This window comes from Nonomuraea terrae, from assembly GCF_004348995.1.
In the GTDB taxonomy this organism is placed as follows: domain Bacteria; phylum Actinomycetota; class Actinomycetes; order Streptosporangiales; family Streptosporangiaceae; genus Nonomuraea; species Nonomuraea terrae.
The window spans coordinates 1-24,840 of record NZ_SMKQ01000012.1 but is presented as its reverse complement, the minus strand read 5'-3'; the positions used below and the strand labels follow the sequence as shown (position 1 = coordinate 24,840).

The 24,840-nt window shown below is 66.2% G+C and carries 27 protein-coding genes; 12 read left to right on the top strand and 15 right to left on the bottom strand.

All coding sequences use genetic code 11. The annotated features are described in order from the left end of the window. Positions 1 to 133: 133 nt before the first annotated feature. Positions 134 to 721: a uracil-DNA glycosylase family protein gene (locus E1286_RS06955; protein ID WP_132609881.1), complete on the bottom strand. Its 588-nt coding sequence runs from the start codon at positions 719 to 721 to the stop codon at positions 134 to 136. Between the two features lie 575 nt (positions 722 to 1,296). Here E1286_RS06955 and E1286_RS06950 point away from each other — a divergent pair. The 7 genes from E1286_RS06950 to E1286_RS06920 all read left to right on the top strand — a co-directional run bounded on the left by E1286_RS06950 (position 1,297) and on the right by E1286_RS06920 (position 6,086). After that, on the top strand, positions 1,297 to 1,989 hold the full coding sequence (locus E1286_RS06950; protein ID WP_425464741.1) for a molybdopterin-dependent oxidoreductase: 693 nt from the start codon (positions 1,297 to 1,299) through the stop codon (positions 1,987 to 1,989). Beyond that, the gene (locus E1286_RS06945; protein WP_132609879.1) at positions 1,982 to 2,803 is read left to right on the top strand and encodes an FAD-binding oxidoreductase; all 822 of its coding nucleotides are present in this window, start codon (positions 1,982 to 1,984) and stop codon (positions 2,801 to 2,803) included. Before E1286_RS06950 ends, E1286_RS06945 begins: the two co-directional genes overlap by 8 nt. Then, complete coding sequence (locus E1286_RS51905) at positions 2,800 to 3,120, top strand: DUF6510 family protein (protein WP_223189649.1); 321 nt, start codon at positions 2,800 to 2,802, stop codon at positions 3,118 to 3,120. The genes E1286_RS06945 and E1286_RS51905 overlap by 4 nt, the downstream gene beginning before the upstream one ends. Positions 3,121 to 3,145: 25 nt before the next feature. Then, positions 3,146 to 3,694 (top strand): DUF427 domain-containing protein, encoded by a 549-nt coding sequence (locus E1286_RS51900; protein WP_425464740.1) that lies wholly within the window; start codon positions 3,146 to 3,148, stop codon positions 3,692 to 3,694. A 554-nt stretch (positions 3,695 to 4,248) separates the two neighbouring features. Next, complete coding sequence (gene trxA / locus E1286_RS06930) at positions 4,249 to 4,572, top strand: thioredoxin (protein WP_342776161.1); 324 nt, start codon at positions 4,249 to 4,251, stop codon at positions 4,570 to 4,572. Positions 4,573 to 5,069: 497 nt separating this feature from the next. Beyond that, positions 5,070 to 5,399, top strand: a complete 330-nt coding sequence (locus E1286_RS06925; RefSeq protein WP_223189645.1) for a hypothetical protein — start codon at positions 5,070 to 5,072, stop codon at positions 5,397 to 5,399. 42 nt (positions 5,400 to 5,441) lie between these two features. Further along, positions 5,442 to 6,086: a TetR/AcrR family transcriptional regulator gene (locus E1286_RS06920; RefSeq protein ID WP_223189643.1), complete on the top strand. Its 645-nt coding sequence runs from the start codon at positions 5,442 to 5,444 to the stop codon at positions 6,084 to 6,086. Positions 6,087 to 6,110: 24 nt separating this feature from the next. Here E1286_RS06920 and E1286_RS06915 read toward each other — a convergent pair whose 3' ends face one another. The 3 genes from E1286_RS06915 to E1286_RS06905 form a co-directional block, all read right to left on the bottom strand. After that, positions 6,111 to 6,389: a peptide methionine sulfoxide reductase gene (locus E1286_RS06915; RefSeq protein WP_132609873.1), complete on the bottom strand. Its 279-nt coding sequence runs from the start codon at positions 6,387 to 6,389 to the stop codon at positions 6,111 to 6,113. A gap of 206 nt (positions 6,390 to 6,595) precedes the next feature. Next, complete coding sequence (locus E1286_RS06910; RefSeq protein ID WP_132609871.1) at positions 6,596 to 7,201, bottom strand: molybdopterin-dependent oxidoreductase; 606 nt, start codon at positions 7,199 to 7,201, stop codon at positions 6,596 to 6,598. 75 nt (positions 7,202 to 7,276) lie between these two features. Beyond that, a complete protein-coding gene (locus tag E1286_RS06905; RefSeq protein ID WP_132609869.1) occupies positions 7,277 to 7,699 on the bottom strand; it encodes a DUF5709 domain-containing protein in 423 nt (140 codons plus the stop codon). Between the two features lie 238 nt (positions 7,700 to 7,937). Here E1286_RS06905 and E1286_RS06900 point away from each other — a divergent pair, with 238 nt between their 5' ends. The 3 genes from E1286_RS06900 (at position 7,938) to E1286_RS06890 (ending at position 12,528) form a co-directional block, all read left to right on the top strand. After that, positions 7,938 to 8,210: a hypothetical protein gene (locus E1286_RS06900; protein ID WP_132609867.1), complete on the top strand. Its 273-nt coding sequence runs from the start codon at positions 7,938 to 7,940 to the stop codon at positions 8,208 to 8,210. A gap of 597 nt (positions 8,211 to 8,807) precedes the next feature. Next, the gene (locus tag E1286_RS06895) at positions 8,808 to 10,034 is read left to right on the top strand and encodes a sensor histidine kinase (RefSeq protein WP_165969617.1); all 1,227 of its coding nucleotides are present in this window, start codon (positions 8,808 to 8,810) and stop codon (positions 10,032 to 10,034) included. 610 nt (positions 10,035 to 10,644) lie between these two features. Next, a complete protein-coding gene (locus tag E1286_RS06890; protein WP_132609863.1) occupies positions 10,645 to 12,528 on the top strand; it encodes a hypothetical protein in 1,884 nt (627 codons plus the stop codon). 368 nt (positions 12,529 to 12,896) lie between these two features. Here the strand turns inward: E1286_RS06890 and E1286_RS06885 are convergent, their stop codons facing one another. The 6 genes from E1286_RS06885 to E1286_RS06855 form a co-directional block, all read right to left on the bottom strand. Next, a complete protein-coding gene (locus E1286_RS06885) occupies positions 12,897 to 13,772 on the bottom strand; it encodes an MIP/aquaporin family protein (protein ID WP_132609861.1) in 876 nt (291 codons plus the stop codon). Continuing rightward, on the bottom strand, positions 13,756 to 15,654 hold the full coding sequence (locus E1286_RS06880) for a glycoside hydrolase family 15 protein (protein ID WP_223189641.1): 1,899 nt from the start codon (positions 15,652 to 15,654) through the stop codon (positions 13,756 to 13,758). The genes E1286_RS06885 and E1286_RS06880 overlap by 17 nt, the downstream gene beginning before the upstream one ends. A 223-nt stretch (positions 15,655 to 15,877) precedes the next feature. Beyond that, entirely contained in the window at positions 15,878 to 17,110 is a 1,233-nt protein-coding gene (locus E1286_RS06875; RefSeq protein ID WP_132609859.1) for an MFS transporter, read from the bottom strand. 439 nt (positions 17,111 to 17,549) lie between these two features. Beyond that, positions 17,550 to 18,845 carry an MFS transporter gene (locus E1286_RS06865; protein ID WP_132609857.1) on the bottom strand — a complete coding sequence of 432 codons (1,296 nt, stop codon included), beginning with the start codon at positions 18,843 to 18,845 and terminating at the stop codon, positions 17,550 to 17,552. A gap of 125 nt (positions 18,846 to 18,970) precedes the next feature. Beyond that, on the bottom strand, positions 18,971 to 19,792 hold the full coding sequence (locus E1286_RS06860; protein ID WP_132609855.1) for an isocitrate lyase/PEP mutase family protein: 822 nt from the start codon (positions 19,790 to 19,792) through the stop codon (positions 18,971 to 18,973). A gap of 12 nt (positions 19,793 to 19,804) precedes the next feature. Beyond that, complete coding sequence (locus E1286_RS06855) at positions 19,805 to 20,185, bottom strand: nuclear transport factor 2 family protein (RefSeq protein ID WP_132609853.1); 381 nt, start codon at positions 20,183 to 20,185, stop codon at positions 19,805 to 19,807. Between the two features lie 476 nt (positions 20,186 to 20,661). Between E1286_RS06855 and E1286_RS06850 the strand changes: the two genes are divergently transcribed. Beyond that, on the top strand, positions 20,662 to 21,249 hold the full coding sequence (locus tag E1286_RS06850) for a GNAT family N-acetyltransferase (RefSeq protein WP_246074530.1): 588 nt from the start codon (positions 20,662 to 20,664) through the stop codon (positions 21,247 to 21,249). A gap of 166 nt (positions 21,250 to 21,415) precedes the next feature. Here E1286_RS06850 and E1286_RS06845 read toward each other — a convergent pair whose 3' ends face one another. The 5 genes from E1286_RS06845 to E1286_RS06825 form a co-directional block, all read right to left on the bottom strand. Beyond that, positions 21,416 to 22,054, bottom strand: a complete 639-nt coding sequence (locus E1286_RS06845) for a sigma-70 family RNA polymerase sigma factor (RefSeq protein WP_132609851.1) — start codon at positions 22,052 to 22,054, stop codon at positions 21,416 to 21,418. Positions 22,055 to 22,215: 161 nt separating this feature from the next. Continuing rightward, positions 22,216 to 22,494, bottom strand: a complete 279-nt coding sequence (locus tag E1286_RS06840; protein ID WP_223189639.1) for a hypothetical protein — start codon at positions 22,492 to 22,494, stop codon at positions 22,216 to 22,218. A 328-nt stretch (positions 22,495 to 22,822) separates the two neighbouring features. Then, positions 22,823 to 22,999, bottom strand: a complete 177-nt coding sequence (locus E1286_RS06835; RefSeq protein ID WP_132609849.1) for a peptide-methionine (S)-S-oxide reductase — start codon at positions 22,997 to 22,999, stop codon at positions 22,823 to 22,825. Next, positions 22,996 to 23,460, bottom strand: a complete 465-nt coding sequence (locus E1286_RS06830) for a peptide-methionine (R)-S-oxide reductase (protein ID WP_132609847.1) — start codon at positions 23,458 to 23,460, stop codon at positions 22,996 to 22,998. Before E1286_RS06830 ends, E1286_RS06835 begins: the two co-directional genes overlap by 4 nt. A 95-nt stretch (positions 23,461 to 23,555) precedes the next feature. Next, complete coding sequence (locus E1286_RS06825) at positions 23,556 to 24,323, bottom strand: SDR family NAD(P)-dependent oxidoreductase (protein WP_132609845.1); 768 nt, start codon at positions 24,321 to 24,323, stop codon at positions 23,556 to 23,558. 253 nt (positions 24,324 to 24,576) lie between these two features. Here E1286_RS06825 and E1286_RS47620 point away from each other — a divergent pair, with 253 nt between their 5' ends. After that, positions 24,577 to 24,717 (top strand): hypothetical protein, encoded by a 141-nt coding sequence (locus E1286_RS47620; RefSeq protein WP_165969616.1) that lies wholly within the window; start codon positions 24,577 to 24,579, stop codon positions 24,715 to 24,717. The last annotated feature ends 123 nt before the right edge of the window (positions 24,718 to 24,840 follow it).

The window sequence follows — 24,840 nt, the reverse complement described above, 5'->3', positions numbered from 1 at the left end:
CACGAGACCGCACTGGACGCCTCCGGCATCCGCGGCCACGCACAGGGCTACCTGAAGACCGCCGAGCATTCGGCGGCTCTCGACCGCACAGGTCCGAGACAGCCCGGTTGAACTCGCGGTCTTGGGTCACCTGTTACGCCAGGGCCGCTCGCACGCACTGACGTAGCTGGGGGAGGACCTCTGTCTCATACCAGGGGTTCTTCGCGAGCCATCGAAAGTTGAGCGGGGACGGATGCACCAGCGGCAGGACTGCCGGGAGATGGTCCGCGAACCGTCGAACTGTCGCCGTGAGCGACTCACGAGTGCCCAGGTAGTGCTGTTGCGCATAGCTGCCGATGAGCAGTGTCAGCTTAATGTGAGGCATCGCCTGGAGGATCCGCGGGTGCCATCGGGCTGCGAAGTCCCGGCGGGGAGGAAGGTCACCGTGGCGCCCCTTGCCGGGGTAGTAGAAGTCCATCGGCAGGAGAGCGAAGCGTGATGGGTCGCGGAACGTTGTCTCGTCGACTCCCAGCCAGTCGATGAGACGGGCTCCACTTGCGTCGTTCCACGGGATGCCTGACTCCTGTGCCTTGCGTCCTGGCGCCTGTCCCACAATCGCTATGCGTGCCGCGGTGTCGGCAACGTATATCGGCTGGTAGTTCGCCGCCGCAGCCCAGGCATTGTCGGGATCCGCGGTGATCTCGGAGCGGATACGCTCAAGGTCGGATGCTGTTGATGACATGCTCCTCCTCGGGTCGGATGGTGCTCTGCTCGTTCACACGATCTGCATCTAGATAGCAAGGCCCGGTGCATGTGGCTGCGCTTCTGACGGAGGGCGCCGCTCCCGGCGTCGCCGCCCGATGGGCGGCCAACGAATCCTGAAGGTGTTCAGATGCCAGTCCGAGGTCGCCGCCGAATCGCACAGCGTCAGGACATCTGCCATCAGCCATGGAGGTCACCTTCTCGGTTCGCCTGGTCGCACCACGACATTGCCCGCTGACGGCGACGGCCTGTCCCTCTCGGTCGCCTTGCCGGAGTCTGGTCTATATAGTCCAATTTCGCAATCCAATACGCTCGCAACGGCCCCTCGTGGTTGATCGGGGCGAGGGAAACGTCTGTGGCCCGAGCGTGCACTCGGAGCCTTACGTCGGGGCTCAACGTCGACGTCCTGCAGCGCCGGCTGCGCGACCGCGGTTATGCGGGCCTGAACCTCAAGGTCGACGATCGGCCCGACCGCCTCCGCGTCGCGCACGATGATGTTCAGCAGCTCTCGACGTACTGCGCGCGCGTTGACACCAGTTGCAGCGGAACCTTACGTTGGACGAAATCGTCCACTACAAGGTCGCTGCCCCCTTCGACCCGACCGTGAGACGCCCACCACTAGAGACCGTTGGGTCTGGAAGAGAGCACATGGTGACAGTCTCGCGTGGCTTCTTCGGCCATCACGATCCGCGTGCCGTCGATCTGCCGCCCGGCCAGCATCTGACCCACGGATTCCCCGTGCTGACGGCTGGGCCGACGCAACTGATCTCGACGGACGTATGGAGCTTCACCATCACGCCTGAGATGGGCAATCCGAGGCGGTGGAGCTGGGATGAGATGAGGGCCTTGCCCTCCGAGGACATCAACGTTGATATCCACTGCGTGACCCGGTGGACGAAACTCGGGACCCAGTGGCGGGGCGTGTCGCTCGACACCTTCTTCGAGGACATCGCAACCAACAACGAATACGCGATGGTGCATTCGTACGAGGGCTACACCACGAACCTCCCGTTGGAGGACCTGGTGGGGGGCAAGGCCTGGATCGTGTACGAGTACGAGGGAGAGCCGCTTCACGTCGAGCACGGTGGTCCGGCCAGGCTACTGGTGCCGCATCTCTACTTCTGGAAGTCCGCGAAGTGGGTGAACGGCATCACGATGCAGCGCTTCGACGAGCCGGGCTTCTGGGAAAGCTTCGGCTACCACCACTACGGGAACCCGTGGCGCGAGGAGCGTTACGCCGGTGACTGACACGAACACGACCGACGACCCGGCCGACAGCTCCGTAGAAGAGACTCCGTCAGCCGGGAATCACTGGCGCAAGGCAACGCTCATCGGTCTGCACTCGCAGTCCTGGCATTCCCGGACACTTGTTCTACGTGTCCCCGGCTGGACCGGACATCTGCCCGGTCAGCACGTAGACATACGTCTCACAGCCGCAGACGGCTACTCGGCCCAACGGAGCTACTCGTTGGCTGAGCCTGCCACGCCCGACCGCGTCGCGGTCACCGTCGACCTCCTACCCCATGGCGAGGTCTCGCCGTACCTGGTGGAGAGCATGGAGATCGGTGACGAACTCGACGTACGCGGGCCCATCGGTGGATGGTTCGTCTGGGAGCCGGGGGACCCATCCATCGGGGACGGCCCGGTACTCCTGATCGCCGGCGGATCAGGGGTGGTGCCGCTGGTCACCATGCTGCGAGCCCGGAAGCGAGCGGGGGATGCGACGCCGACGATGCTCGTGTATTCGCTTCGCGGCCCTCGCGACCTCATGTACGGGCCTGAACTGGAAGAGATGTCGGCCGATCTGTCCGCGCGAGGGTCCGCCGAAGTGCGCCTCGTCTACACGCGCAAGGTCCCCGACGGGCACCTCCGTCCCGCCTCACACCTCGCGGTCGAGGACATCCAACCTCCGTCTGCGTGGCCGGAGCCCTTGGCGGCCCGGGTCTACGTGTGCGGCCCCTCTGGCTTCGTCGACCACGCCACAGGCCTGCTCCACGAGGCGGGATACCCCGACGATCGCCTACGTACGGAACGATTCGGACCCACAGGAGTTGATCGATGACCTCGGATCTCTCGACCCCGGCCGTGTCCGATGGCGGCGCTGACTCAGGCGGAGTCTTGGACGGCAACGCCGCTGCCGGCGAGTTCGCCGGGCTCCTCGCGAGCGACCCGACCACCGTCACTGTCCGCTGCTGCAGCTGCGGCGCCACACAAGCATTCGGACAGCTGCAGGCTTATCTGGGCGGACCGGGAACCGTGCTGCGCTGTCGCGAGTGTGAGGCGATGGTCGCCCGAGTGGCCCGCACACCACGGGGCACATGGCTCGACATCTCGGGCTCCAGCTCGTGGTTGTTTCCGCGCACCCCAGGTCCGGTCTAATCGGGACTGCCGGCCGGCCAACGCGATGAGCTCATCCGTCCGGCTGCGCATTCTCAAGACGCGGGTAAGAAGGAGAGCCCTTTCCGACACCAACGTCAGGTCGAACGCGCAAGTGACTCTGACTGCAGTGACTCGAGCGCCCGGCTACGGCCTGTCGCCTCCGGCGATGGTCTCGACTTGGAGAGGCCATCGAGGGGTCCCGGGTGGGTGCTTTCTGATGTCCGCTCGGCCGGTCACGCGGGCGAATGGATCGATGAGGGGAAACGGAATGAAGGCAGTGGCAGGGGAGACCGTCGTGGCCGAGGCCGCCAACGAGGCGGTAGTCATGATGGAGGGGAATGTCTACTTCCCGCCGGACTCAGTTGTGGCCGGCGTGCTCCGCGACAGCGCAACGCCCTACACCTGTCCCTGGAAGGGAAGGGCGCAGTATCACGACGTCCTGGTTGGCGAGACGGTGCTCAATGACGGGGCTTGGTCCTATCCGGACGTCAACAAGTCGGCGGCGGCTCGTGTTGGCCGCGACTTCAGTGGCTATGTCGCTTTCGATGGGCGCCAGGTTCGGATCGAGGTCTGACCGACCACGCCGATGATCGAACAGCACATGCGACAGGCGAACCTCCAAAACCTCGCCCAGGCGATCCTCCTGGTGATCTGCTCTTCCACATCCAAGCCACCCGTTCCGACCTCTGCTTCGGGTTATCCATCAGTTGCTCTGCTTGCCACCAACCGCGACGACGGACGAGCAATCAGTCGGCGTCACAGCAACAGTGCCGGTATCGACTCGCACTCGGGCAGCAGACGCCGAGCAGATCCAGCTCTACCTAGAAGAGTCGCTGACGTTCATCCCGCACACGGCTGAGACAGGCATTCGCGTTGACCAGCGGCAAGGCGTGACCCTGGCGTGCGTGGTTTTGTCGGCGATGCGGTGCATCCATAGCCCGGCCAACGAAAGGGGCGCAGGACGAAAGACCGTCCAAGCTCGCAGCCACCAACTAGGCGGGTGACGCGGATCCCGCTGCCACGCTCGAACGTCAGGTGTCGTCTCGGTGAGATTCGAGCGAGGTAGAGGTTCTGCGCACCGCAGATGTCCAAGGCCGAAACGGAGGAGAGACCCTGATGGAAACGCAGGTGATCACGGTGACCGACGATTCGTTCGAGAAGGTGGTGTTGGCGGCAGATCTCCCTGTCGTCGTCGACTTCTGGGCTGCGTGGTGCGGCCCGTGCCGGATCATCTCGCCGATCCTGGATGAGATCGCCGCCGAGCACGCGGGCAAACTCACCGTCGCCAAGCTCAACGTCGACGAGAACCCGAAGACCGCCGCACGCTACAACGTCATGGCCATCCCCACCATCGCGGTGTTCCACAACGGCAGCCTGGCGAAGACGATCCTCGGCGCTCACCCGAAGGCCGAGCTCGAGCGTCGGCTCGCCGACTACATCAGCGGCTCCTAGAGGCACCATGAGCGTCACAGGGTGTGCACTCCTCCACAGCGATGCACACCTGATGAGTACTGTGATCCAGGCATCGATGGGGATCGACCTGGAGGACGCCGCAGCGGCGCGCAAGAAGCCGAACGAGTCGACGGATCGGGGGTGGGTGGCCCGGCTGGTCGATTAGGTCCGTGCCGAGGGCATGGAGCTGGTTGGGAGAACGGGCTGCTGGGCCGGCCGGCAGCGACACTCCCGCCATCCACACCTTTCCAGCGCTTGCGCCCGTGTTACAAAACGGACTATTGCGTCCAACGTAGGCTGCCGTGGTTTCTTCGGCAAGCATCGTATGGTTCGAGCGCTTGACGCCACCGAGGGGGAGCCTCGTCATGCGCTGGTTGTCCGGGTCGACGCCTCTTCGGAGGCATATAGTGGACGATATCGTCCGTATTTGGTCGGCGTAACCGAGTGGCCCCGTGTTGCCCCTTAGCCCGTGTCGTGCCCGATGTCAGGAGAGTTCGATGGACTGCATTCCCTCCCATGGGAACGTTGCCGATGGCCAGCCGGTCGATGCGGTGGACATGATCGCCGCCCTGACCTCGTCACAGTTCGTGTTCTCCGACGGTGCAACTCAAACGTTCACGGCGGAGGGGCGAACGACCTACGTCGACAGGGGTCTGTCATCAGCTGGCGAGTGGTCTGTCGTCGATGACGGGACCTTCGCATCATTCTGGCCGCCGACGTACCGGGCGACGTACATGGTCCAGTGGATCGTCGAGGCCGGAGTGCCGGTCGGTGTCAGCTTCACTGATACCCGGAGCGGAGTCCGCTACAACGGCCGGTACCGATGACTGGACTGATTCGTACACCAGAACTTTCAGTAGCATGACACTGTGGAGGAGGGGTCGAGCGAGACTGCGGTCGCGCGGTTGACGGCGCGTGGTGCGAAGACGAGGTCTCGAATCATCGCTACGGCAGCCGACCTGATGCGCGTACGAGGTGTCGGGGGCACGACCCTCGACGACGTCGTCGTTGCGAGCAACGTCAGCAAATCCCAGCTGTACCGACACTTCGAAGACAAGCAAGCGCTGGTGCGGGCGGTCATCGAGTTTGTGGGGGAGCGCACGATCGCCGTTGAACGGGAACGCCTGAACAAGGTGATGACGTTCACAGGCCTGCGGCGTTGGCGGGATGCCCTCGTCGAGAACAACGCCCTGCACGAGGGCAGGTACGGGTGCCCATTGGGTTCGCTGGCCAACGAGGTTTCTGATCAGGACGAGATCGCGCGCAAGAAGCTCGACGACCTGTTTGCGGCGTGGCAGGAACTCTTTGAAGATCTCCTCCGGCGGTTTCAGAAGGCGGGCATCCTTCCGCAGGAAGCCGACGTTGCACAACTCGCCACAGGTCTCTTGGCAGCCGTACAGGGTGGCTACCTGATAGCGCAAGCATCCCGCGACGTCACACGAATGGCTTCCGCAATCGACATGGCCATAGCGCACCTGCACATGCTGAGCGGCAAGCGGGACGCGGCATCGTAGCGGCCACTCGGGGGACCCAGTCGCCTAATCGGTGTACACCTTCGCCGCAGCACGAAGGAACCGCATGACCTTTTCTGCTGGCACCTCACACGGCCTGAGGACCAGCCCTTCAGAGGTGATCCACACGTTTGCCCCGAGTTGCTCGGTGTCACTGAGTCGCTCCGCATTAAGCGAGATCACCTTGCCTCCTGCGTGCGTAGTACGCGTAACGCCCCAAGCTTGTCCAGCTATCTCCGCACGTGACCAGCCCTCCGGGATCGTCCTCACCAGCGTGTCGAGCTCCTGATCCCAGCCTTCGTCCATGTGCTTGATCCTCTCGTCGGGCCGGTAGTTCACAAGCTGATCGGTCGGAGGCCGGATGCTTGTTGAGCATCAGTAAGACCTTCCGTGGCGGACTTCGCAGGTGAAGCGGCCGGCGAGGGAGTTCCCATCGAGGTGTCCGTTCATCTGCTACCGCCGTATCGCTGGAGGGTGTGTAACAGTGCCACCTCTGATGGCGGCGGTGATTTCTACGACCAACGGGAGTACCGCTCCTCTCGCCATGGGTCAGCGTGCAGGTGGTAGCCGTTACGCTCCCAAAGTCCGGGCATATTGCGCTCCTGCGTAACGAATCCATGAATCCACTTCGCGCTCTTCCAGAAGTAGAGATGCGGTACGAGAAGTCGCGCCGGTCCGCCATGTTCAGCAGTGAGTTCAACACCATCGTGTTCGAAGACGATCCATGCCTTGTCGCCGCGAAGATCGTCCAGCGCGAGGTTCGTACTGTAACCGCCGTAGGAGTGCGCCATCACGTAGTGATCACTTGTTTGTACATCCTTCAGGAGGACGTCAAGCGAGACTCCGCGCCATCGAGTTTCTAGTTTTGACCAGCTTGTGACGCAGTGAATGTCGGCGACGATAGCGCTGATGGGCAGTGCCATGAAGTCCTGCCATGTCCATCGCATCGATGTGTCGGGACCCGTGCGAATGAAGAGCTCCCAATCATTCCTGCTCACTCGTGGCGTTGGTCCAGTCGAGAGCACCGGGAATGCGTCTGTGAGGTGTTGTCCCGGTGGAAGACCCTGGCCGCGATCCCGCCGTTTCCCGACGAATCCTCGGGTGGTGCCGGACGTCATGTTCTCCCATTCGCGAGCGATGGTCCACAGCTCATGTGTCGTTCTGGCGGATCCGGTCGACCCTGCGCTGAGCTCCTACACTTCGAACGGGTCGTCGGAGACGATATGAATCGCGGCCTCCTCCGCGGAAGCACCCGCCCGATCGATGCCGACGTCCTCGGCTCGAAGATCCGACGACGGGTCGCCGGCATCTTGGATGGCCCAGACGAGCCGACCCGCCCTCAAGTTGCCAACTTGGTCGTCGATGAGTTCACCATCAGTATCGGATGCGTCACCGATCCCGTCACCGACCTCATCAGCCGCGATGTCGGGAACCTCGCGGGCAAATCTCTGACTGAAGGGTTCATGGGTGCGAGCTTCGTCAGCGGTCAACCCCCAGGCCAGGCTTCCGATCGGGCGATCCACCGGCAGGTAACCCGGGCCGTCGCCGTCCTCGCCGAGTTCCTCGTCATCGAGACTCTCATCTGGTGGCAGCAGTCCCGGGACGTAGTCGTCCATGAGGTCTCCTTTGCATATGTTGCGTGGTTGGCCAGGCAACGTGTCCTTGGCGGCTGCCCTCGAGCATCACGGCGTGTCAGCTACGTATGCCTCAACGCGGCAGGGGCGAACTTGCTTCAGGGATTGTACCGCTTCCGGAGGAAAAACGGACGATTTAGGCCAGTTTTAAGGCAGATCGGATCACCGGTCAAGGAGGCGGCCGCGTACGGCTGCATACATCCGGGCGCACGGGTGGATCTTGAGTGCACAGGTGATGGGCACCCGCGGCATCAGCAAGTCACAGTCGTATCAGTACTTTCCGAACAAGAACGCGCCGGTCGCTGAGGTGATCGCGCTGCAGGCGAACCGCATGCTCTCCGAGCAGAAGCAGATGCTTGAGCAGCTGCGCTCGATGCAGGAGCTCGAGAAGTGGCGTGATGCGCTGGTCGCCGACCTGACGACGGCCAGGGTGGCTACCGATGCCCAGTCGGCCGACGAGCTCGCCCGCCGGCTCCGATTCTGCTCGCCCTGATCTGTCGGGCGATCCGGGTCGGGTGAATCGAGATGTCTTAGGCGCGATGAGATCGACCCTGTCTTCTCGCCGGCCGCGTTACGACGCCGCCGTTCAGCCTGTCGGGCAGGCAGTCGACCAACGGGTGGTTCTCTCCAGCTGCCTTGCCGAGGCCTTCGTCGCATCAGCGCAGCTCTGGCGCGTCACAGCCTCGACCTTGACTCCATTTGACATGCTTGGGTAAATCGCGCAAACTGGACGCAATCGTCCAAAATGTAACCTGGTGCGATGCTTCGACCAGGTGAGAGGGCGCCTCTGTGGTCAGGACCACGCAGCTCTGACAGATGTCCCCGGCGGACCTCCAGCCCATATCCAGGCTGACGCGGCCGACAGGCGGTTCCTCCGAGTGTTGTGCGTGGCGGCCACCCGACAAGGAGTTCGCAGATGGCTGTTCCTGAGTCCATCGACGCCGGTATGGGCCAGCGATCAACTGGGAAGACGAGGCCGTGGATGTGCCGGCAGGCCGAGACCGGCCCCGGGCCGCAGGGCCGTGGTCGCTCAGACAGGCTGATCGGCCGCGCCGGAAGAGCGGTGCCGAGTACCTTGCCGCTGCGCTCCATGCGTGTGCGCTACACAGCGGCGGTGACGCTGCTCGTGCTCGTGGTCGCGGCCGTGGTCGGCGTGAGCCTGGAGCTGGCGATCCGGTACAAGGTTCGGGACGAGGTGTTCCTCAACGCCGAGCAGGTCGCCGACCGGTGGAGTGCCCAGGCGCGGGCTGGTGAGCTGCCGCACCCCATCCCTCCTTCCGCCGGCATCGATCTCATCCAACTGGTGGATGCCCGGGGCAAAGTCGTCGGCTCCAGCCCTCAGGCGGCGGGTCGGCCGCCGCTGAGCGGGTTGAGGCCGACGCCCACCCATCCGCTGCAGCGGCGGACCGAGTGTTCGAGGAAGAGGTGTGTCCTGCTGATGGCCGACAGGATCTCACCGTCTGCCGACGCCTCCGTCGTTTACGCGGGAGCGGCTGAGCCCTCCTACCTGATGGCGCATGATCTCGAATACGTCATCGCGGTGGCCGCACTCATGATGACCGTAGTGGGAGGGCGGCTGACGTGGCGGATGACGAGCCGGGCTCTGCACCAGGTGGAGGAGCAGTACCAGCTCGCTTCCACCACCGCCCACGAGCTCCGGAATCCGATCGCCGGCCTGCGCTTGCAACTGGAGGAGGCGCTCCGTTACCCCGATCGTGTCAATCCTCGTGACGCGATCCGCGGGGCCTTGTCGACCGGCGACCGGCTCGAGGCGATCGTGGAGGACCTGTTGCTGCAGGCCCGGCTGCATGACGGTGAGCTGACGCCGTACGAGCCGATCGACCTCGGTGCGCTGGTCGAGCAGGAGGCGGGCATGCCTTCGCACGATGTGCCGGTGCAGGTTCGGGTGGTCGGTGACGTGTGGGTGAGTGGCTCACGGATCCAACTGATCCGGCTGGTGAGCAACCTGGTGGCCAACGCGCGGCGGCACGCCGAGACCCACGTCGCCGTGTGCGTCACCTGGGCCCATGGCCAAGCGGTCCTGGTGGTGGCCGATGACGGGGCCGGCATCGAACCCTCCGACCGTGAGCGAGTTTTCGAGCGGTTCGTACGTCTGGAGGACGGACGTCGTCGTGAGGCCGGCGGCAGCGGCCTCGGGCTCGCGATCTCCCGCGACATCGCCCACGCCCACCAGGGAACTCTGCGCATCGAGGACTCTCCTCGCGGCGCCCGGTTCGTTCTCCGGCTGCCACTGCTGGAGGGAAGCTCCGAGTGCGTCGCCGCTCCCCTCCATCCGGTCACCGCCGAGCACGAGTAGTGCTCACGGCCATGTCCGCACGTGGAGGAGATCGATGCCGGCGAAGGCGGGGACGGGGTGTGCCAGTTGCTCGCCCCGTCCTCGCACGCTTCACCTGATGGTGGTTTTCTCGGCGTTGAGGGATGCCTCGTCTCGAATCTTCAGACGGATCGTGAGGTCTGTGATCCTTCTCGGGAGCCGCCGTGCTCGCTGTCGTGGGCGGGGGCACCGTCTGCAGGTCGCGTACCCCCGACATCCCGGTGCGGTCCGGCGGTGCCATGGGTCGACGCTTGGGGTGACCACCGGCCACCGGCAGCGTGCTCGCGCCTGGTCGACATCGGGATGGTCAGCATCAGGTACGCGGTGGGCATGCAGGTCACCGTGACCAGGCTGGCAAACCGACCAGCGACGGCCGACCGGTGGCCGCCCATAAGCATTGACCCGCTTGTCCTCTTTGTGGGCCGTTGGAGTTTCCGGCGTACCTGATCGAGGAAGAGCTATGAGGGACGGCGGCACGGCCGCACACCAGAGGTGCCTCACACGCCGGCGGCACCATCACGCACATCAGGACGCCCCCCTCGTCCGCGAGGAGGATAACAGCGTGTTGCTGACCCGCGTTCTCATGACGTCAGTGACGCTGCTCCGTGGGGTGTTGCCCGACCCTCTACGGGGTGCGGTCCCCTGCCCGCGGCGGCTGGCCACCTGCCCGGGAGGGCTCCATATCGACCTGCACGGCATCGGCGGACCCGGTACGGAGACCGCGGCCGGGCGACTCGAGGAAATGCTGCTCGAACAACCCGGAGTCGATCGAGCGGAGGTCAACGGGCGTCTCGGCTGCGTATTCGTGGGCTGCGATCCAGATGAGGTCGACCAGGACAAGCTGATGGCGATCGTCGCCGAACTCGACGAACAGGAGGAGCGGGCGCGCCACACGCCGATCCGGCTGGCCGAGGAGCACGTACGCGCGACGATACGGCTGGCCGCCGGCGTCACGGGGATCGGACTGGCGTTCGCCGGCAGGGCAGCCGGGCTCCCGCGTCTCACCCCTGCCGTCCCTGCGCTGCTGCACCTGGCGGACTCCACGCCGATCCTGCGCGAGGAACTGGACCGGCTCCTCGGCCGCCGCGCCACGAACGCCCTGTTCACCTCGGCGACCATGATCACGCAGACGCTGACGCTGCGTCCGGTCGCGCTGGTCGTGAACGCGCTCGTGTCCGCCGGCCACTACGTCGAGGCGCGAGCCGGCCGGCAGGCCTGGGAGCTGCTGGAGGAGCGGCTCGCTCAGCAGGCAGGCGCCTACCGGCACATCAAGACGGTGGCGCGGCCACGGCCGTGCCACCGGCCCCACGGCCCGATCGAGCGTTACGCGGACGTGGCGAGCCCGGCGGCGGCGGGCGGGTACGCCGTCACCCGGGTCGCCACGCGAAGCAGGCAGCGGGCTCTGGCCATCCTGATCTCGGCCACGCCAACGGTCGCCGCCGTCAGCCGCGACGCCTTCGCGTGCGCGGTCAGCCGCGCGCTGGGGCGGCGTGGCTCCATCGTCCTGGAAACCGAAACGCTGCGCCACATGGACCGCGTCGACACGGTGATCCTCGATGCCGACGCCATCACCACCGGTTCGTGGACGATCGACCGGCTGGTGTCTCTCAGCGCCGGCCTGGACACCGGCGAGCTCTATGCCCGGTGCTGTTCGCTGATCGACTTCGCCGACCCGTCCAGGACTCGGACCGGCGAGGACGCGGTTGTCGAACCGGTCGCCGATCTGGACAAGCACCTCCCGGCGGAGGCTCCCGAGTGGCGAGCGCGAGGGTTGCTGCCGATCGGAGTGACCAGGGAAGGCCGCCTGGTCGCGGTCGCCGGACTGGCCCGCGAGATCGACCCCATGGCTGAGGCCGTCGTCGACACGGCCAAGGCGGCGACGACCGTGATGCTCGCGGGAGACGACGAAGCGCTCGCCCAGCGGCTCGCCATCGAGCGGCTGGTTCCCGGCGGTCCCGAGCTCGGTGACGCGGTTGTCGAGCTGCAGTCCGAGGGGCACTGCGTCGTCGTGGTGTCACGAGGGTCCTGTCAGGGCCTGGTTCATGCCGACATCGGCGTCGGCGTGATGGACCAGTCAGGGACCGTGCCCTGGGACGCCCACGTGGCCGGCGACCTCACCGGCGCCCATCTGCTCCTGAGCTGCCTGCCCAGAGCCGTGCGCGTCAGCCGTAACGGCGTACGGCTTGGCGCCGCCGCGGCCGTCGTCGGCGGCCTGCTGGTGATCGCGGGCCCCGAAGCGACGTCGCTTCACCGGGGGCAACTCGTGAACGCCGGCGCCTCGGTGATGGCCGTCGCCCTGGGGGAGTGGGCCGGGCGCAGCGCCGGCCGCGTCCCGATCCCGTCCCTCGCTGATACCACGCCCCGGAACGCCACGTCCGCCAAGGACGTCCTCACCCGGCTGCACTCGTCCGCCCACCGCAGCGCGCAGGCGGAAGCCGTACAGCGCCGTGGCGTCAAGGGACAGGGTGGAGCCTGAAGGTCCGCGCCCGCTCGCGTGCACGACGGATGAGCCGGCGAACCGCCGGCCCCCGCGCGCTCGCCGCCGGCGAACAGCCCCGCTGGCTTTGCTGATCGCAACCCTTGACCCCGACGTGGCGACGTGGGCACGACCGGGCACCTCCCCGCCGATACGAAGGTGATCGTGATCATCGGAATCGGTTCCCAGCCGGTCGGAACCTTCGATCATCTCGAACAGCGTTGGGCCGCCCGATGTGCGGCGGTGACGAGCTCCTCGAACGGGGACAGCCGGGCCTTGCTCCTGGCCGTGTGCCGCCTTGGTCTGCAGGCAGGTGGCGTCCCTGACGTGGGTGTTGTTCACCTTTCCGGGATATACGGCGATCGGCTTCATCTTCGGTGCTTCCGTGAGCGGTGGTGACGGGCGCGCGGTCGCCACCGGCCGATGCCGAGGAGGGGCGACAGAGCTGCGGAGCGGGTGCGGACGGGCCGCCGGATGCGCTCGTCGGGTGAGGTGTAGGCGCAGTTCAGGAAGCGGCATGGGTAGGTGGGGTCGTGCATGAGCTTCGCGCAGGCCACGGTCCCCCACAGGCGCCGGTGCAGCAGCGCCGCGGTGAGCGCGCCGAGTGTCGGTGCCACGAGGTATACCCACAGTCCCGTCCAGGTGGCGCTGACCAGCGCGGGGCCGATGCTGCGGGCGGGGTTCAGACTGGTCCCGGACACCGGCGCCTCGGTGAACACCAGTACGGCCACGAGCGATGACGCGGCGGCCGCGGTGTACGGCATGAGGCTCGGCCGGTCGACGAAGGTGAGGATCACCGTGAGGAGCAGGAACGTCATCACGGCCTCGACGACCAGCGCGGTGGCCGCGCCGCCGAGCTTGGGTACGGTCGCGCCGACCCGCACGCTGACCGCCGCGCCGCCCCACACCAGAAGCGCCGCCAGCGCGCCGGTGATCGCGCCCGCCACCTGTGCCGCGGCGTACTTCAGCGCCGAACCGGACGTCATCTTGTCCAGCAACCAGAACGCGGCCGTGACCGCGGGGTTCAGGTGGCCGCCGCTGATCCGGCCAAGCGGCGAGTAGACGATCGCCGCCGCCGCGGTAGCGGACAGGACGCCCGTCACGAGCCGCCGCAGGTCCTCGTTCGGCACCGTATCGACGAGCGGCGAGCCGGGTGCGAAGCCTGCGACGATCGCGCTGACGACGAGCATGAGCAGGAGCGCCGTCCCGGCGAACTCGGCGGTGACCTCACGCCATCCGATCATTGCCGTTCCCGCGACCCGCGCCGGCCCGCGCGGTCCGTTCGGCTTCGTCGATGGCCCAGGCGGCGTTGATGAGCCCGATGTGGCTGAACGCCTGCGGGAAGTTGCCGAGCAGCTCGCCGCTCCCGGAGTCGACCTCCTCCGACAGCAGGCCCACGTCGTTGGCGCGCGCGGCGGCTCGTTCGAATGCCTCCCTGGCCCGGCCGACCTGCCCGGACATGGCGAGCGCCTGCGCCAGCCAGAACGAGCACAGCAGGAAGGCGCCCTCCTCGCCGGCGAGGCCGTCGATGCCGCCCGCGGTGCGGTAGCGGTAGATCAGGCCCTGGCCGTCGGTGAGCCGGTCCGCGACGGCGTCGATCGTGGAAAGCACTCGCGGGTCGTCGGCGGGAAGGAAGCCGGTGATCGGCACCATGAGGGTGCTGGCGTCCAGCTCGTCGGAACCGAAGGCCTGCGTGAACGCCCCCACTCGCTCGTTCCAGCCCTCGCGCAGCAGCGTTTCGCGGATCTCGGCGCGGGTCTGCCGCCAGGACTCGACACGCTCCTGCCCCCTCAGAAGGCCGGCGAGGGCGATGCCGCGGTCCAGCGCCACCCAGCACATGAGCTTGGAGTACAGGAAGTGCTGCGGCTCTCCGCGTATCTCCCAGATGCCCCGGTCCTTTTCCATCCAGCGCTCGGCCGCGGTGTCGGCGCAGACGAGGAGGAAGCGGCGGACGTCGTCGTCGATGTCGCTGATCTGGTGTTCGAGGCGCATGGCCGCATCGAGCAGTTCGCCGTACACGTCGATCTGCTGCTGGCCCCACGCGTCGTTTCCGACGCGTACCGGTCGGCTGCCGCGCCAGCCGCGCAGGTGCGGCAGGATGCGCTCGCTCAGGTCGTGCTCGCCGCAGACGCTGAACATGATTTGCAGCGCGCGGTCCTTGCCCAGGGACGGGGCCGCGGTGGTGAGGAAGGCGAAGAAGTCGCTCGCCTCGTCGGGGCAGGCCGCGACCCACAGGGCGTACATGGTCAGTGACGCGTCCCGTACCCACGTGTACCGGTAGTCCCAGTTGCGCTCACCGCCGGCCCATTCGGGCAGCGATGTCGTGGCGGCCGCGACGATCGCGCCGCTGGGCTGGAAGGTCAGCGCCTCCAGCACCCGCCCGCTGTGGTGCACCAGGTTGCGCCACGGCCCGTCGTAGGCCTGGTGGAGGCTGGACCACGACTGCCAGGCGATGATCGTGTCGTCCAGCCGGGCCGCCAGTTCCGCCTGGCCCCACACCCGTGCGGGGGTCTCCTGCAGCGTCGAGCGATGCATCCCGAAGTGCCGTGTCTCGCCCTCTCGCACCGTGAACACGCCGTGTCCGCAGTCGCCGATGGCGAGGGGGACCGGCGTGGTCAGCACGAGCCACTCGGCGCCCCCGCGGGCGGTCACGCCGCCGTCGACGACGGACAGGATCGGGTGGATCAGGCCGTATTCCGGCCGTGGCCGGTACTCGATCTCCATCGGCACCTCGCCGCCGACACCGGACACCCGTCGGGCGAGTAGGTGCGGTACCCCGGCGCCGAGCCGGTGGCCGCCGTCGTCCGGGCCGGTGAGCAGGGCGTCGGTGAGGACCACCGTGCCGCTCCTGGTGCGGAAGGTGGTCTCCAGCACCATCGTGTGCGGTAGATAGCGGCGCGTCGTCTCGTACGGGACGGCCGGGCGGATCGCCCAGTGCCCGGCCTCGTCGTCCAGCAGTCGGGCGAAGACGGAGGGCCCGTCGAACCGGGGAAAGCAGAGCCACTCGACCGATCCGTCCCGGCTGATCAGACCGGCGGAATGGCGATCGGACACCAACGCGAGGTCGGCGATGGGCGTGGTGCTCATCAGCGCTGCATACCCGGCGAAGACGACGATGTTGCGCAAGGGCCCAGAAAATCAGGGCAAAGGCGAATGGGTGCTCCGGCTGCCCGACGCGAAGAGCACACGTTCCTCAAGCGACACATAACGGGCGCATCAGTCGGCTGACTCCGCTGCGAACTCGCCATGCCGCGTGCGATCCGCGCGACGATGGACAAACGTGGACGAGTGCGGGCGGCGCGCTGCTCGGCGTCGAGTGACGTCTGAGTGACGGTGAGGTTTGTCATGCTTACTCATCTGGCGGGCTGGTCGTGGCCGTGTGCGGGTCGCGTGCGGCGATGACGGTGAACAGGGTGGCGATGAGGGCAAGTGCGCCGTACCCGAGCGCGATGTGCGGCACTGAGAAGACGTTGGAGAGTTGAGCCGAGATGAGGCTGGGAATGGTCGCGCCGCTGTAGCTGAGGAGATAGACCACGGCGAAGATCGGGGCGCGGTCGGTCAGCCTGCTGCCGCTGAGCAGGCCACGGGTGGCGGCGCCGATGGCGATGCCTTGAGCGGCCCCGGCAACGATGGTTGCGGCGATGAACAACGGCAGTGCGCCGGTGGTGATCGCTGTGATCATGCCGATCCATCCGGCCAGGAAGGCGATCATGCCGAGGCGTTGGGCTGCCGCGGGTGTGAACCGGCTGCCGAGGGGGGCGCCGAGTGCGCTGGGGGCCATGTAGGCGGCGAACACCAGTCCGAGGATGAGCGGGCTGGTGGTGTGAAGTTGATCTCCGACGAGTGCGGGCACGAGGGCCTGGTAGAACGCCCCGGTCGCCCAGGTGGCCAGGAACACCGCGGCCGCGACGGGAAGCAGATGCCTGACTCGGACCGGTACGCGAACGCTGGGGCGCAGTGATCGCCAACCGCCCGGCGCCGGAGTCACGGTATCCGGGCTGATGGCGATGAGAGCGGCAGACAGCAGGAGCAGACCGACGGCAACTAGGTAGATGAGCTCGCGCGGCCAGGGGCCGAACTGGACCAGGGCTCCGGAGGCGATGGCGCCGACGGCAAGACCGAGCATGACTGTCTGGCTGGAGGCGACGGAGGCCAGCCAAGCCGGCCTGGCCGGTGCGGCGTCAACGATGTAGGCGGTGAGGCTGCTGCTGGCCAGCCCGGCGCCAAGACCCATCAGGAGCCGACCGGCGATCAAGATGCCGATGTCGTGCACGTTCAAAAGCAGCAGACAACCCAGTACCAGCAGTCCGAGGCTGGCGATCGCGGTGGGCCGTCGGCCCACCTGATTGGACAGTCGTCCCAGCACCAGCAGTGTGCCAAGAGTAGCGGCGGAGTAGGCGACGACGGTCAGCGAGATGCCGGCGTTGGTGAACCCGTCCTCGGCTCGGTAAATGTTGAAAAGAGGGATCGTCGAGCCCACTGCGGCGAACGCGGCCACCAGGGAGACCACCGCGGAAACGAATGCCAGCCGGAGCGTTCTGTCCCGGCTGCCCAGGCTGGTCGCTGGGATCACGTGTTGCATCGAGCCGTCTTTCTCTCGTTCTGGACCATGCCGGCGCTTCTGGAGGTTTCGGGGTGCGCACGTCGACGTAGCCGCGCACCGTGCGGTGAGCCAGGCCGCACTGAGGCGATCCCTCAGGCATGCTTGAGCGCGTCCTGGCGTCACATCACGCGTGCGCGCTTCCTCAGCTGAGTCCTCGGGAGGTGTTCCGTCGTCCGGAGCCGGGCGTGCCGGGGAGGATCACGAGGAGGCGGCTACGCCGGTACGTGTCCGTGTACAGAGCTTCCTGCTCCGCGCCATCCGCGAGCATGGCGTAGGTACGGCGGTCGTGGATCAGAGCAACGTCACATGCGGATGTTGACGTCGTGCACAGCGAGATCCGTTTCAGCGAGCCCGATCACTGTGGCTCCCGAGTGTGCCCGGGGGCTGAGCGCCCGACCCTTGCCTCGCTTCGGTCTCCTCATCCCCTCCGGACGAGTGTGACGAACCGCCCCGCCACCGCGGCGAGCACGGCGGAGGCAAGGACGATGAAGCCCGCCGTGAGGAACACCGTCTGCAAGGTTGTCGACGAAACAAGGATCGCGCCGAGGCCGGACCCTGCCGCCAGGGCTACCTGAAGGTTCGTCACATTCACCGCCGACGCGGCCTCCGGGGTTTCCGGGGCCGCGTCGAGTATCCAGACCAGCGTTCCCGGGTTCACGATTCCCCAGAACAAGCCCCACAGCACGAGCAACAGGCCAGCCGGCCAGGGCATGGTGCCCACGCTCGCCAGCCCGATGAGCAATGCGGCCACCACCGTCGCCGCCCCGGCGAAGCTGCCGATCACTCCGCGCTTGAACAGCGATCCGGCGATGAGTGAGCCGACGATGCCACCGAAGCCGTAGATGACGTACAGCAGGGAGATCACGCCGCTGGACAGACGCGTGTGGTCCATCAGGAACGGGGTGACATAGGTCCAGGCGGCGAACTGTCCGATGAACACCACCGCGCCCGCTGCCATCCCGAACCGGGCGGCCCGCCGCCTCACGACTCCCACGAGATCACGCAGGTGCGTACGCCCGTCCGGCGGAATACCCGGCAGCACGACCGCCTGCACAACCACGACAAGCAGTGTCGCCGCCGCCGCGATGGCGAAAGTGGCACGCCAGCCGACGAGGTTGCCGAGGAACTGTCCCGCAGGCAGCCCCACCACCGTCCCACCCGAAATACCGGCCGCGATGATGGTGATGGCGCGGGTGCCGCCGGCCGAGCCCACCAGCTTGGGTCCGACCGGTGAGACCACGGTCCAGAAGGCTCCTAGGGTGGCGCCGAAGAGCATACGGGCGATCAGCACCAGGATGAAGTTCGGCGCCACCGCGACGGCCGCGTTCGACACCAGCACTGTCAGACCCAGGACGACGATGACCGAGCGCCGGTTGAAGCGGCCGGAGCCGAGGAAGAACAGTGGCGCCGACACCGCGGCGCTGAAGCCCGGCACGAGCACCATCAGCCCCGCGAGGCCGAGCGAGACATCCAGTCCGTCGGCGATCTGCGGCAGCAGCCCCACTGGCAGCGTCTCCGTCATGACGATGACGAACGCGCCGAGCGCGACCGCACCGACGGACGCCCAGCCCCGCCTGCTACCGGGCTCCGCAGCAGCGGCGGCAGCGCGGGTGGCTGCCGGCTGGGTCGGGACGGCCGCGCTGCACGACGATGCCGTGACCACGCGCACCTGCGGTGCGCGGTGTGTCAGCGTCGCCTCTTCGTTTTCGATCATGTATTTTCCTCGCTCATTGCACGCTCTTGGCCGGGATCTGCTCTGTAAGCACCCCAGGGTGTATGTGCGCGGGTCACGCGGGCAGTCATAGCTCCATGAGCCCAGTGCGCGGCTGCGCGGCCGTGTCAGCCCTTGATGAGGTCGATGATGTGGCCGAAGTTGAGATGTGATGCGAGTGCCGTCAGGTCTCCGTCCGCAAGCTTCGCCGCAGCCGCCTGTGTAGCCGCGAGGGCGTGCGTGTAGGGGTCGACCCCGAGGCTGATCCGGCGGACACCGATCGTCTGGAGTTCCGCGAAGGTAGCCGCATCTTGGGGGCCGACGAGGAGGTTGACCGGCTTGGGGGCGACAGCCCTGATGACTGCGCTGATGGAGGCCATGTCCGGCAGGTTCGGTGCGTAGAGGACGTCAGCTCCTGCCTCCGCGTAAGCGGAGAGGCGGCGGATGGTGTCATCGATGTCGGAAATCCCCCACAAGAAGTTGTCCGTACGACCGGTCAGAACGATCCGTCCGTGCGCGGCTGCGGCGGCAGCCTCGATACGGCGAACCGCGTCATCGAAGTCACGAATCGCGTTGGAGGGGTCACCAGTGGTGTCCTCGACTCCGATGCCGGCGAGACCGCGGGCAACGGCAGCGTCGACAGTGGCCCGGACATCTTCGGGAGTCTCGCCGTAGCCGTCCTCGAAGTCGCCGTTGATCGGCAGGCCACTCATGGTCGTGAGTAGGGCGGCATGGTCCAGGTGCTCGTCACGGCTGACGGCGTGGATGCCGTCGAGCCGGCCCAGTGTCGCGGCGAAAGCCGCTGAAGAGGTCGCGATGGACTTGAACCCGGCCTCCTTGAAGAGCAGGGCCGACGGGCCGTCCCATGCGTTGGGCATGATGAAGGTGTCGGGGCCACGGTGGAGTTCGACGAAGTGTTCGTAGCGCGCCTGGGCTGCAATGTCAGACATGGCGGCGGCGGGTCAGGCGCCCGGGGCAATCGCGCAGGCCGAGACGCAGACCCAGGCGCCCTCACGCTTCTGGTACACGTCCGTGTACAGAGCTTCCTGCTCCACTCCATCGGCGATCATGGTGTATGCCGCCCTGCCGTGGATCAGCGCGACATCGCCGAGGATGCGGATCTTGGCTTCGTGCAGAACCAGATCCTTGAAGGGTCGGGGCTTGGCGATGTATGCGAGGTACTCCTCACGGTTGCGAGTGACGCCCGGTGTCTGCACGATGAAATCCTCGGCGAGGAATTCACTGAAGCGCTTGGCGTCGCCGGCCTGGTCCGAACGGTTGTAGTCAAGGTTGAGTCGCTCGAGGATCGCCAGGTCTTCGGCCGACTGCTTGGTGTCGTCCATCTCCCGCTCCTTCTTCATGCGGTTCGGCGTTCACCGCGGCTGGGCTGTCGTTTCCGTGCCGCATACGCGGTGCCGGCGTGAACGGTTGTTCCGCCTGGTTGGTGTCAGGTCCGTCGCGCCGTCTTACTCGAGCATCGGCGCAGTCGGTTCCGTGGCTGATGGCTCCTGCGTGCTCCATCCTCGGATTGCGGCGGATGGTTGGCCTGATGAATTCGGGCGATCCGTCGACCAGGAGACAACAGGACGATTTCGTCCAAATTAGGCTATCGCGGCACCGTATGGCAAGCGTGTGCTCGTGGTCCCGACTGTCCCAAGCCTTGGGCCTGCCTCGGGCCCGGCGCATTCTCGGGAGAGGAGGAGAAGGTGCTCAGGAGTTCGGCTGGCGGTCTAGATGGACCACCTCGTCCGATACGGCGTAGGGTAATCAACCGCTAAGCGCCCCATCGGGCGCGTCCCGTCCCCATCGAGGAGCAGCGTTGACTCACGAGGTCACCATCGTCGGTTCGACCATCAGCACACCACGGTTGCGGCTACGTCCGTGGCATCAAGATGACGCAGCCGAGGCGCTCGACATTTACGGCAGCTCGGAGGTCTCCCGGTGGCTGGCCCCGGCGATGGATCGCGTCAAGGATCTCGACCAGATGCGTGCGGTGATCACCCGATGGATCGCCGCACCTGTGGGATCCGAAGGGCGCCCGAGTGGCCGGTGGGTGATCGAGGAGACCGAGAGCGGGCGTGTCGCCGGCTCGGGGCAGATCCTTCCGCTGCCGCCGGAGGGCGACGACCTGGAGCTGGGCTACCAGCTCGCTCCATGGGCGTGGGGCCGGGGGTTGGCGGCCGAGGCGGGTCACGCTCTGGCCCACTATGCCTTCAGCAACGGCGAGGAAGAGGTCTTCGCCGTTGTACGGCCCAAGAACGATCGCGGTACACACGCCGCCCGTCGCATCGGGATGGAGTGGGTCGGAGAAACGGAGAAGTACTACAACCTGCGTCTTCAGGTCTTTCGGCTCCGCAAGGGTGACTTGGACACCTCCGCGCTCGAGCCAGGCCCCGTCGAACGCTGATCCCGGTTCACGCCTGGTCGTTCTCGAGCAAGATGGCTACACCTCTGCCCTGAGCCCGCTCACGCACCGACAACGCCGTGGCGAGGCTCCCGCCCAGAAGACGCCGACAGGCATGACACCCTCGGAGGCCGTCGGCAACCTGATGTCGCGTCCGGAAACGGGCGACTCAGGCCGACCGAACCGCAGATGCCTCGGGCAGGTAGCCATCGGCCACCAGCGCGACGCGGAGCTTCTTGCGGGCGTCGAAGAGCACCTTGTACAGCGCGTTGTGGGTGGAGCCCAGCTCGTCGGCCAGAACATCCATCGGCATGCCGTTGAGGACCGTCGCAACGAACACAAGTCGCTGGCGATCGGACAGGTTCTCTTTGACCGCAGATGAGACGGCGGCCGCGAACTCGCGGACTTGTGCCTCGTCCTCGGGGCCGACGTCGAACCGCGAAGCGATCTTGGACCAATCCTCTTGTTCGTAGGGGACCTCGTGGCGACGCCAGAAGTGGCGGTTCATCATGGCGGCCACGTTGAAGATCGCAAACTTGCTCGCCCACGTGGTGAACCGCGCCTCACCTCGAAATCTGTCCAAACGCTCGGTGATCGCCATCAGCGCGTCAGCGGCGGCCTGGTGGGCGATGTCCTCGAGTTCTGGGCCGTCCAGCTTGAGGAGGGGGGCGCGTCGACGAGCCTCAGAAGTCGCGACGCGGAGCAGCAGGGGATACAACTCGGCGCATGTCGCCTCTTTCCGTGGGCCCGCAGCGGCGAGATCTCGCACCCACCGGCGATTCTCTCGATCGATCTCCGCGTCGTCCACTGCAACCTCTTTCGTCAGAGCAGCACAAGCTGTGTACGCGCTGGTCAGGTCACCCCCGACATCACGCCTACGTCACCGTATACTGGACGATTAAGTCCACACAAATGCGCCATTATGCCTGGATTGAGGAAGGATTTTTGGACTAAATAGACCAACTCGTGCTACGGCGAGTCGGGCCGAGAAGGGGCCGGCCCTCTGAGCGCCGATAGCAGGCCCGCCAAGTCTTGGGCGCATGGGTCGCAGGCCAGAAAGTGCGCATGAACGCCCGGGAACCGCTCGCTCGGGTCGTTGCCCGCAGCAAGCAGCTCCGCGTAGACGTCCAGCATCTCCATGGCTTCGTCACAGCCCGCGTCGCGCGGATCGGTCTGGAGAAAGGCGTCCAGTCGAGCCCAGTGATCACTCCAGTGATCGTCGGATGCGTTCTGCGCTTCAATTTCCACGCGTCCACCTTGGTTGACTCATACCTTGGATGCCTAGCTAGAGTGTCCAGCCAACGAGAAGCACTCCGCATCTTCGTGGAGTCTGCTCCTGGCCTGGTCGTTCCGGGGTTGTCGATTGCAGTGATCTCGGGGTGAGGCACTCAGGAGCCGCACCAGCTGGTTACCCAACGGCTTCCATCCGGGAACACCAGCTGGACTGCCTGCCTCAACAGCGCCCAGAGGGATGCAGATCCTCAAAGGGCAATTCGTTCTATCAGCTGGCGTGTTCTTGGTGGGGCAACTGCCACTGAGGTCGAACGTATGATGCTTGATCAAGTAGTCCTGGTACTCAGGCGATCTCGACTGCTTCGGCATGGCCGGGATGGTTCCGATAAGTGGGGTACGCGTTCTCGCCCCCGGTGCATCCCGCCCGAGTCGACAACACCCCGTCCTTCTTGCGCAGCAGGTCCTGCCTACCCCAGAAGCGACCGCCGGCGAGGATCGCGGTCTGGGGCTGGTTGATCATGCGACGCCTCCCCCGGATGCCGCCGGGCCGGGAGCCGCGTCGAACAGGTGCGCGTACTGGCCATGGCCTTCGGTCTCGAGGTCCTTGGCGGCGATGAACCGCAGCGAGGCAGAATTGATGCAGTAGCGCATGCCACCCGCATCGACTGGGCCGTCTGGGAAAGATGGCCGAGGTGGCTGTCGCCGTGTGCGGCCATTCCATGGCTGGTGTCGGTGCGCTCTACGATGTTGCCCGGCTCGAAGCGGGATGGTGAAACTGGGCCCGCCCGTGTAACTGTCGAACTTGTGGACCGACGCGAAGAGCGGTTCGCCTGAGACCACGTCGACGTAGACGCCCGGCTCCTTTGAGTTCCAGAACTCGTTCTCGAAGCGCGGCTCAGTGACGTCGTCCTGGGTGAGCGCCCGCTGTCGTGGCGTCGGTCGCTCGACTGCCTCGGGCGTGCGCTCGTATAACTGTGCCATCGTGCTAGCTCCTCGCTGTGAGCGTTGCCTTCTCGTGTTGTTCGCCAAGGAGTCCGTGCTGCTCTGCGCCCGGACCTCGCGTGGCCGGGTGAGGCCTAATTCCGGCCCGCCATGACACCGCCGTCGACGTTGAGGATCGCGCCGGTGACCCAGCCGGCATCGTCGGAGAGCAGGTAAGTCACCGCAGAGGCGATGTCCTTGGGCGTTCCCACACGGCCGAGCGGGTGGAAGCCGTTGAAGCTGTTGAGCGTGGCCTCGAACTGGTCCTTGGGTACGAAGGCCTCGTACAAGGGGGTCGCGACAACGGCAGGCGCCACGGCGTTGACGCGGATCTTGTGCTCCGCGAGCTCCATGGCCAGGTTGTGGGTGAGCGCATGGAGGGCCGCCTTGCCCATCGAGTAACCGGTCGCGGGGGTTGCGGCGATGGCTTGGTGTGCCCACATCGAGCCGATGTTGACGATGGCGCCTCCACCGGCACTGATCATGCCTCGGGTGACGGTCTGGGTGAGGAAGAAGGCTGACCTGGCGAGCTCGAGGTAGGCGTCGTAGTCGGCGCCCTCGTAGGCGAGGTAAGCCTTGGGGATGAAGAAGCCGGCTGAGTTCACCAGGAGGGTGGCGTCAGCGTGCTCGGCCGCCAGGGTGTCCTGGACCCGCCTGACGTCATCGCGGTTGGCAAGATCGGCAGTGATGCCCCATGCCTCCCCGTTCTTGGACAAGGTGTTGACGGTGTCGTCCACTCGGGCCTGGTCGCGGCCGATGATGACGGCCGAGCCGCCGGCTGCGACGACGTCTTCAGCACTCTGCCGTCCCATGCCGCTGCTGCCGCCGACGGCGATCAGCTTGCGGCCTTCGAAGGCGCCCATGCTTCTTCACTCCTTTGCGATACGGCTCGTGCCGCAGTTGGCGTCTGAACTAGAGATCCTGCTGGGTATGTCTTGGTGAGTGACAGGCTCACGGCAGGTCTTACCTGCCACCTCGTCGGTGGTTAGGTGGCCGGCGTTCGTCTCGATCATGCGGGAGTGCAGTGATGGTGGATCTCGGTTTCGTCGGCCCCGTCGTCCGGCCAACGACTACCGCTTCGTCGAGGTAACCGACGGCGACACCCCGAAAATCGAGATGTCGATCCGGATGGTGTCGATCGCCACCCCGGAAAGCGAGTTCGGCGGCAGCCCGCCCACCGCCCAGGCCACGCTTGAGCGGGCCAAGGCCCGCCCGCAGGACGGCACCTACAACGCCCTGCCGCAGGACCCGCGCTAGGCCGTGTTTTCAAAGTGATCTAGATGGTGGATCATGGTGTGGTGATCCGGCGTCATGAGCTCACTGATGAGGAGTGGGACAGGCTGCGGCCGTTTCTGCCTGTCTCGCGGTTAGGTCGTCCAC

Excerpts from the sequence above, each read along its gene's own strand:
- E1286_RS06835 (WP_132609849.1), bottom strand. The coding sequence starts at position 22,999 with ATGATCAACCAGCCCCAGACCGCGATCCTCGCCGGCGGTCGCTTCTGG.
- E1286_RS51905 (WP_223189649.1), top strand. The coding sequence starts at position 2,800 with ATGACCTCGGATCTCTCGACCCCGGCCGTGTCCGATGGCGGCGCTGAC.
- E1286_RS06925 (WP_223189645.1), top strand. The coding sequence starts at position 5,070 with ATGGACTGCATTCCCTCCCATGGGAACGTTGCCGATGGCCAGCCGGTC.
- E1286_RS06885 (WP_132609861.1), bottom strand. The coding sequence starts at position 13,772 with ATGATCGGATGGCGTGAGGTCACCGCCGAGTTCGCCGGGACGGCGCTC.
- E1286_RS06865 (WP_132609857.1), bottom strand. The coding sequence starts at position 18,845 with ATGATCGAAAACGAAGAGGCGACGCTGACACACCGCGCACCGCAGGTG.
- E1286_RS06905 (WP_132609869.1), bottom strand. The coding sequence starts at position 7,699 with ATGGACGACTACGTCCCGGGACTGCTGCCACCAGATGAGAGTCTCGAT.
- E1286_RS51900 (WP_425464740.1), top strand. The coding sequence starts at position 3,146 with ATGAGCTCATCCGTCCGGCTGCGCATTCTCAAGACGCGGGTAAGAAGG.
- E1286_RS06915 (WP_132609873.1), bottom strand. The coding sequence starts at position 6,389 with ATGGACGAAGGCTGGGATCAGGAGCTCGACACGCTGGTGAGGACGATC.
- E1286_RS06910 (WP_132609871.1), bottom strand. The coding sequence starts at position 7,201 with ATGACGTCCGGCACCACCCGAGGATTCGTCGGGAAACGGCGGGATCGC.
- E1286_RS47620 (WP_165969616.1), top strand. The coding sequence starts at position 24,577 with ATGTCGATCCGGATGGTGTCGATCGCCACCCCGGAAAGCGAGTTCGGC.
- E1286_RS06895 (WP_165969617.1), top strand. The coding sequence starts at position 8,808 with ATGCGTGTGCGCTACACAGCGGCGGTGACGCTGCTCGTGCTCGTGGTC.
- E1286_RS06875 (WP_132609859.1), bottom strand. The coding sequence starts at position 17,110 with ATGCAACACGTGATCCCAGCGACCAGCCTGGGCAGCCGGGACAGAACG.
- E1286_RS06825 (WP_132609845.1), bottom strand. The coding sequence starts at position 24,323 with ATGGGCGCCTTCGAAGGCCGCAAGCTGATCGCCGTCGGCGGCAGCAGC.
- E1286_RS06860 (WP_132609855.1), bottom strand. The coding sequence starts at position 19,792 with ATGTCTGACATTGCAGCCCAGGCGCGCTACGAACACTTCGTCGAACTC.
- E1286_RS06955 (WP_132609881.1), bottom strand. The coding sequence starts at position 721 with ATGTCATCAACAGCATCCGACCTTGAGCGTATCCGCTCCGAGATCACC.
- E1286_RS06830 (WP_132609847.1), bottom strand. The coding sequence starts at position 23,460 with ATGGCACAGTTATACGAGCGCACGCCCGAGGCAGTCGAGCGACCGACG.
- E1286_RS06855 (WP_132609853.1), bottom strand. The coding sequence starts at position 20,185 with ATGGACGACACCAAGCAGTCGGCCGAAGACCTGGCGATCCTCGAGCGA.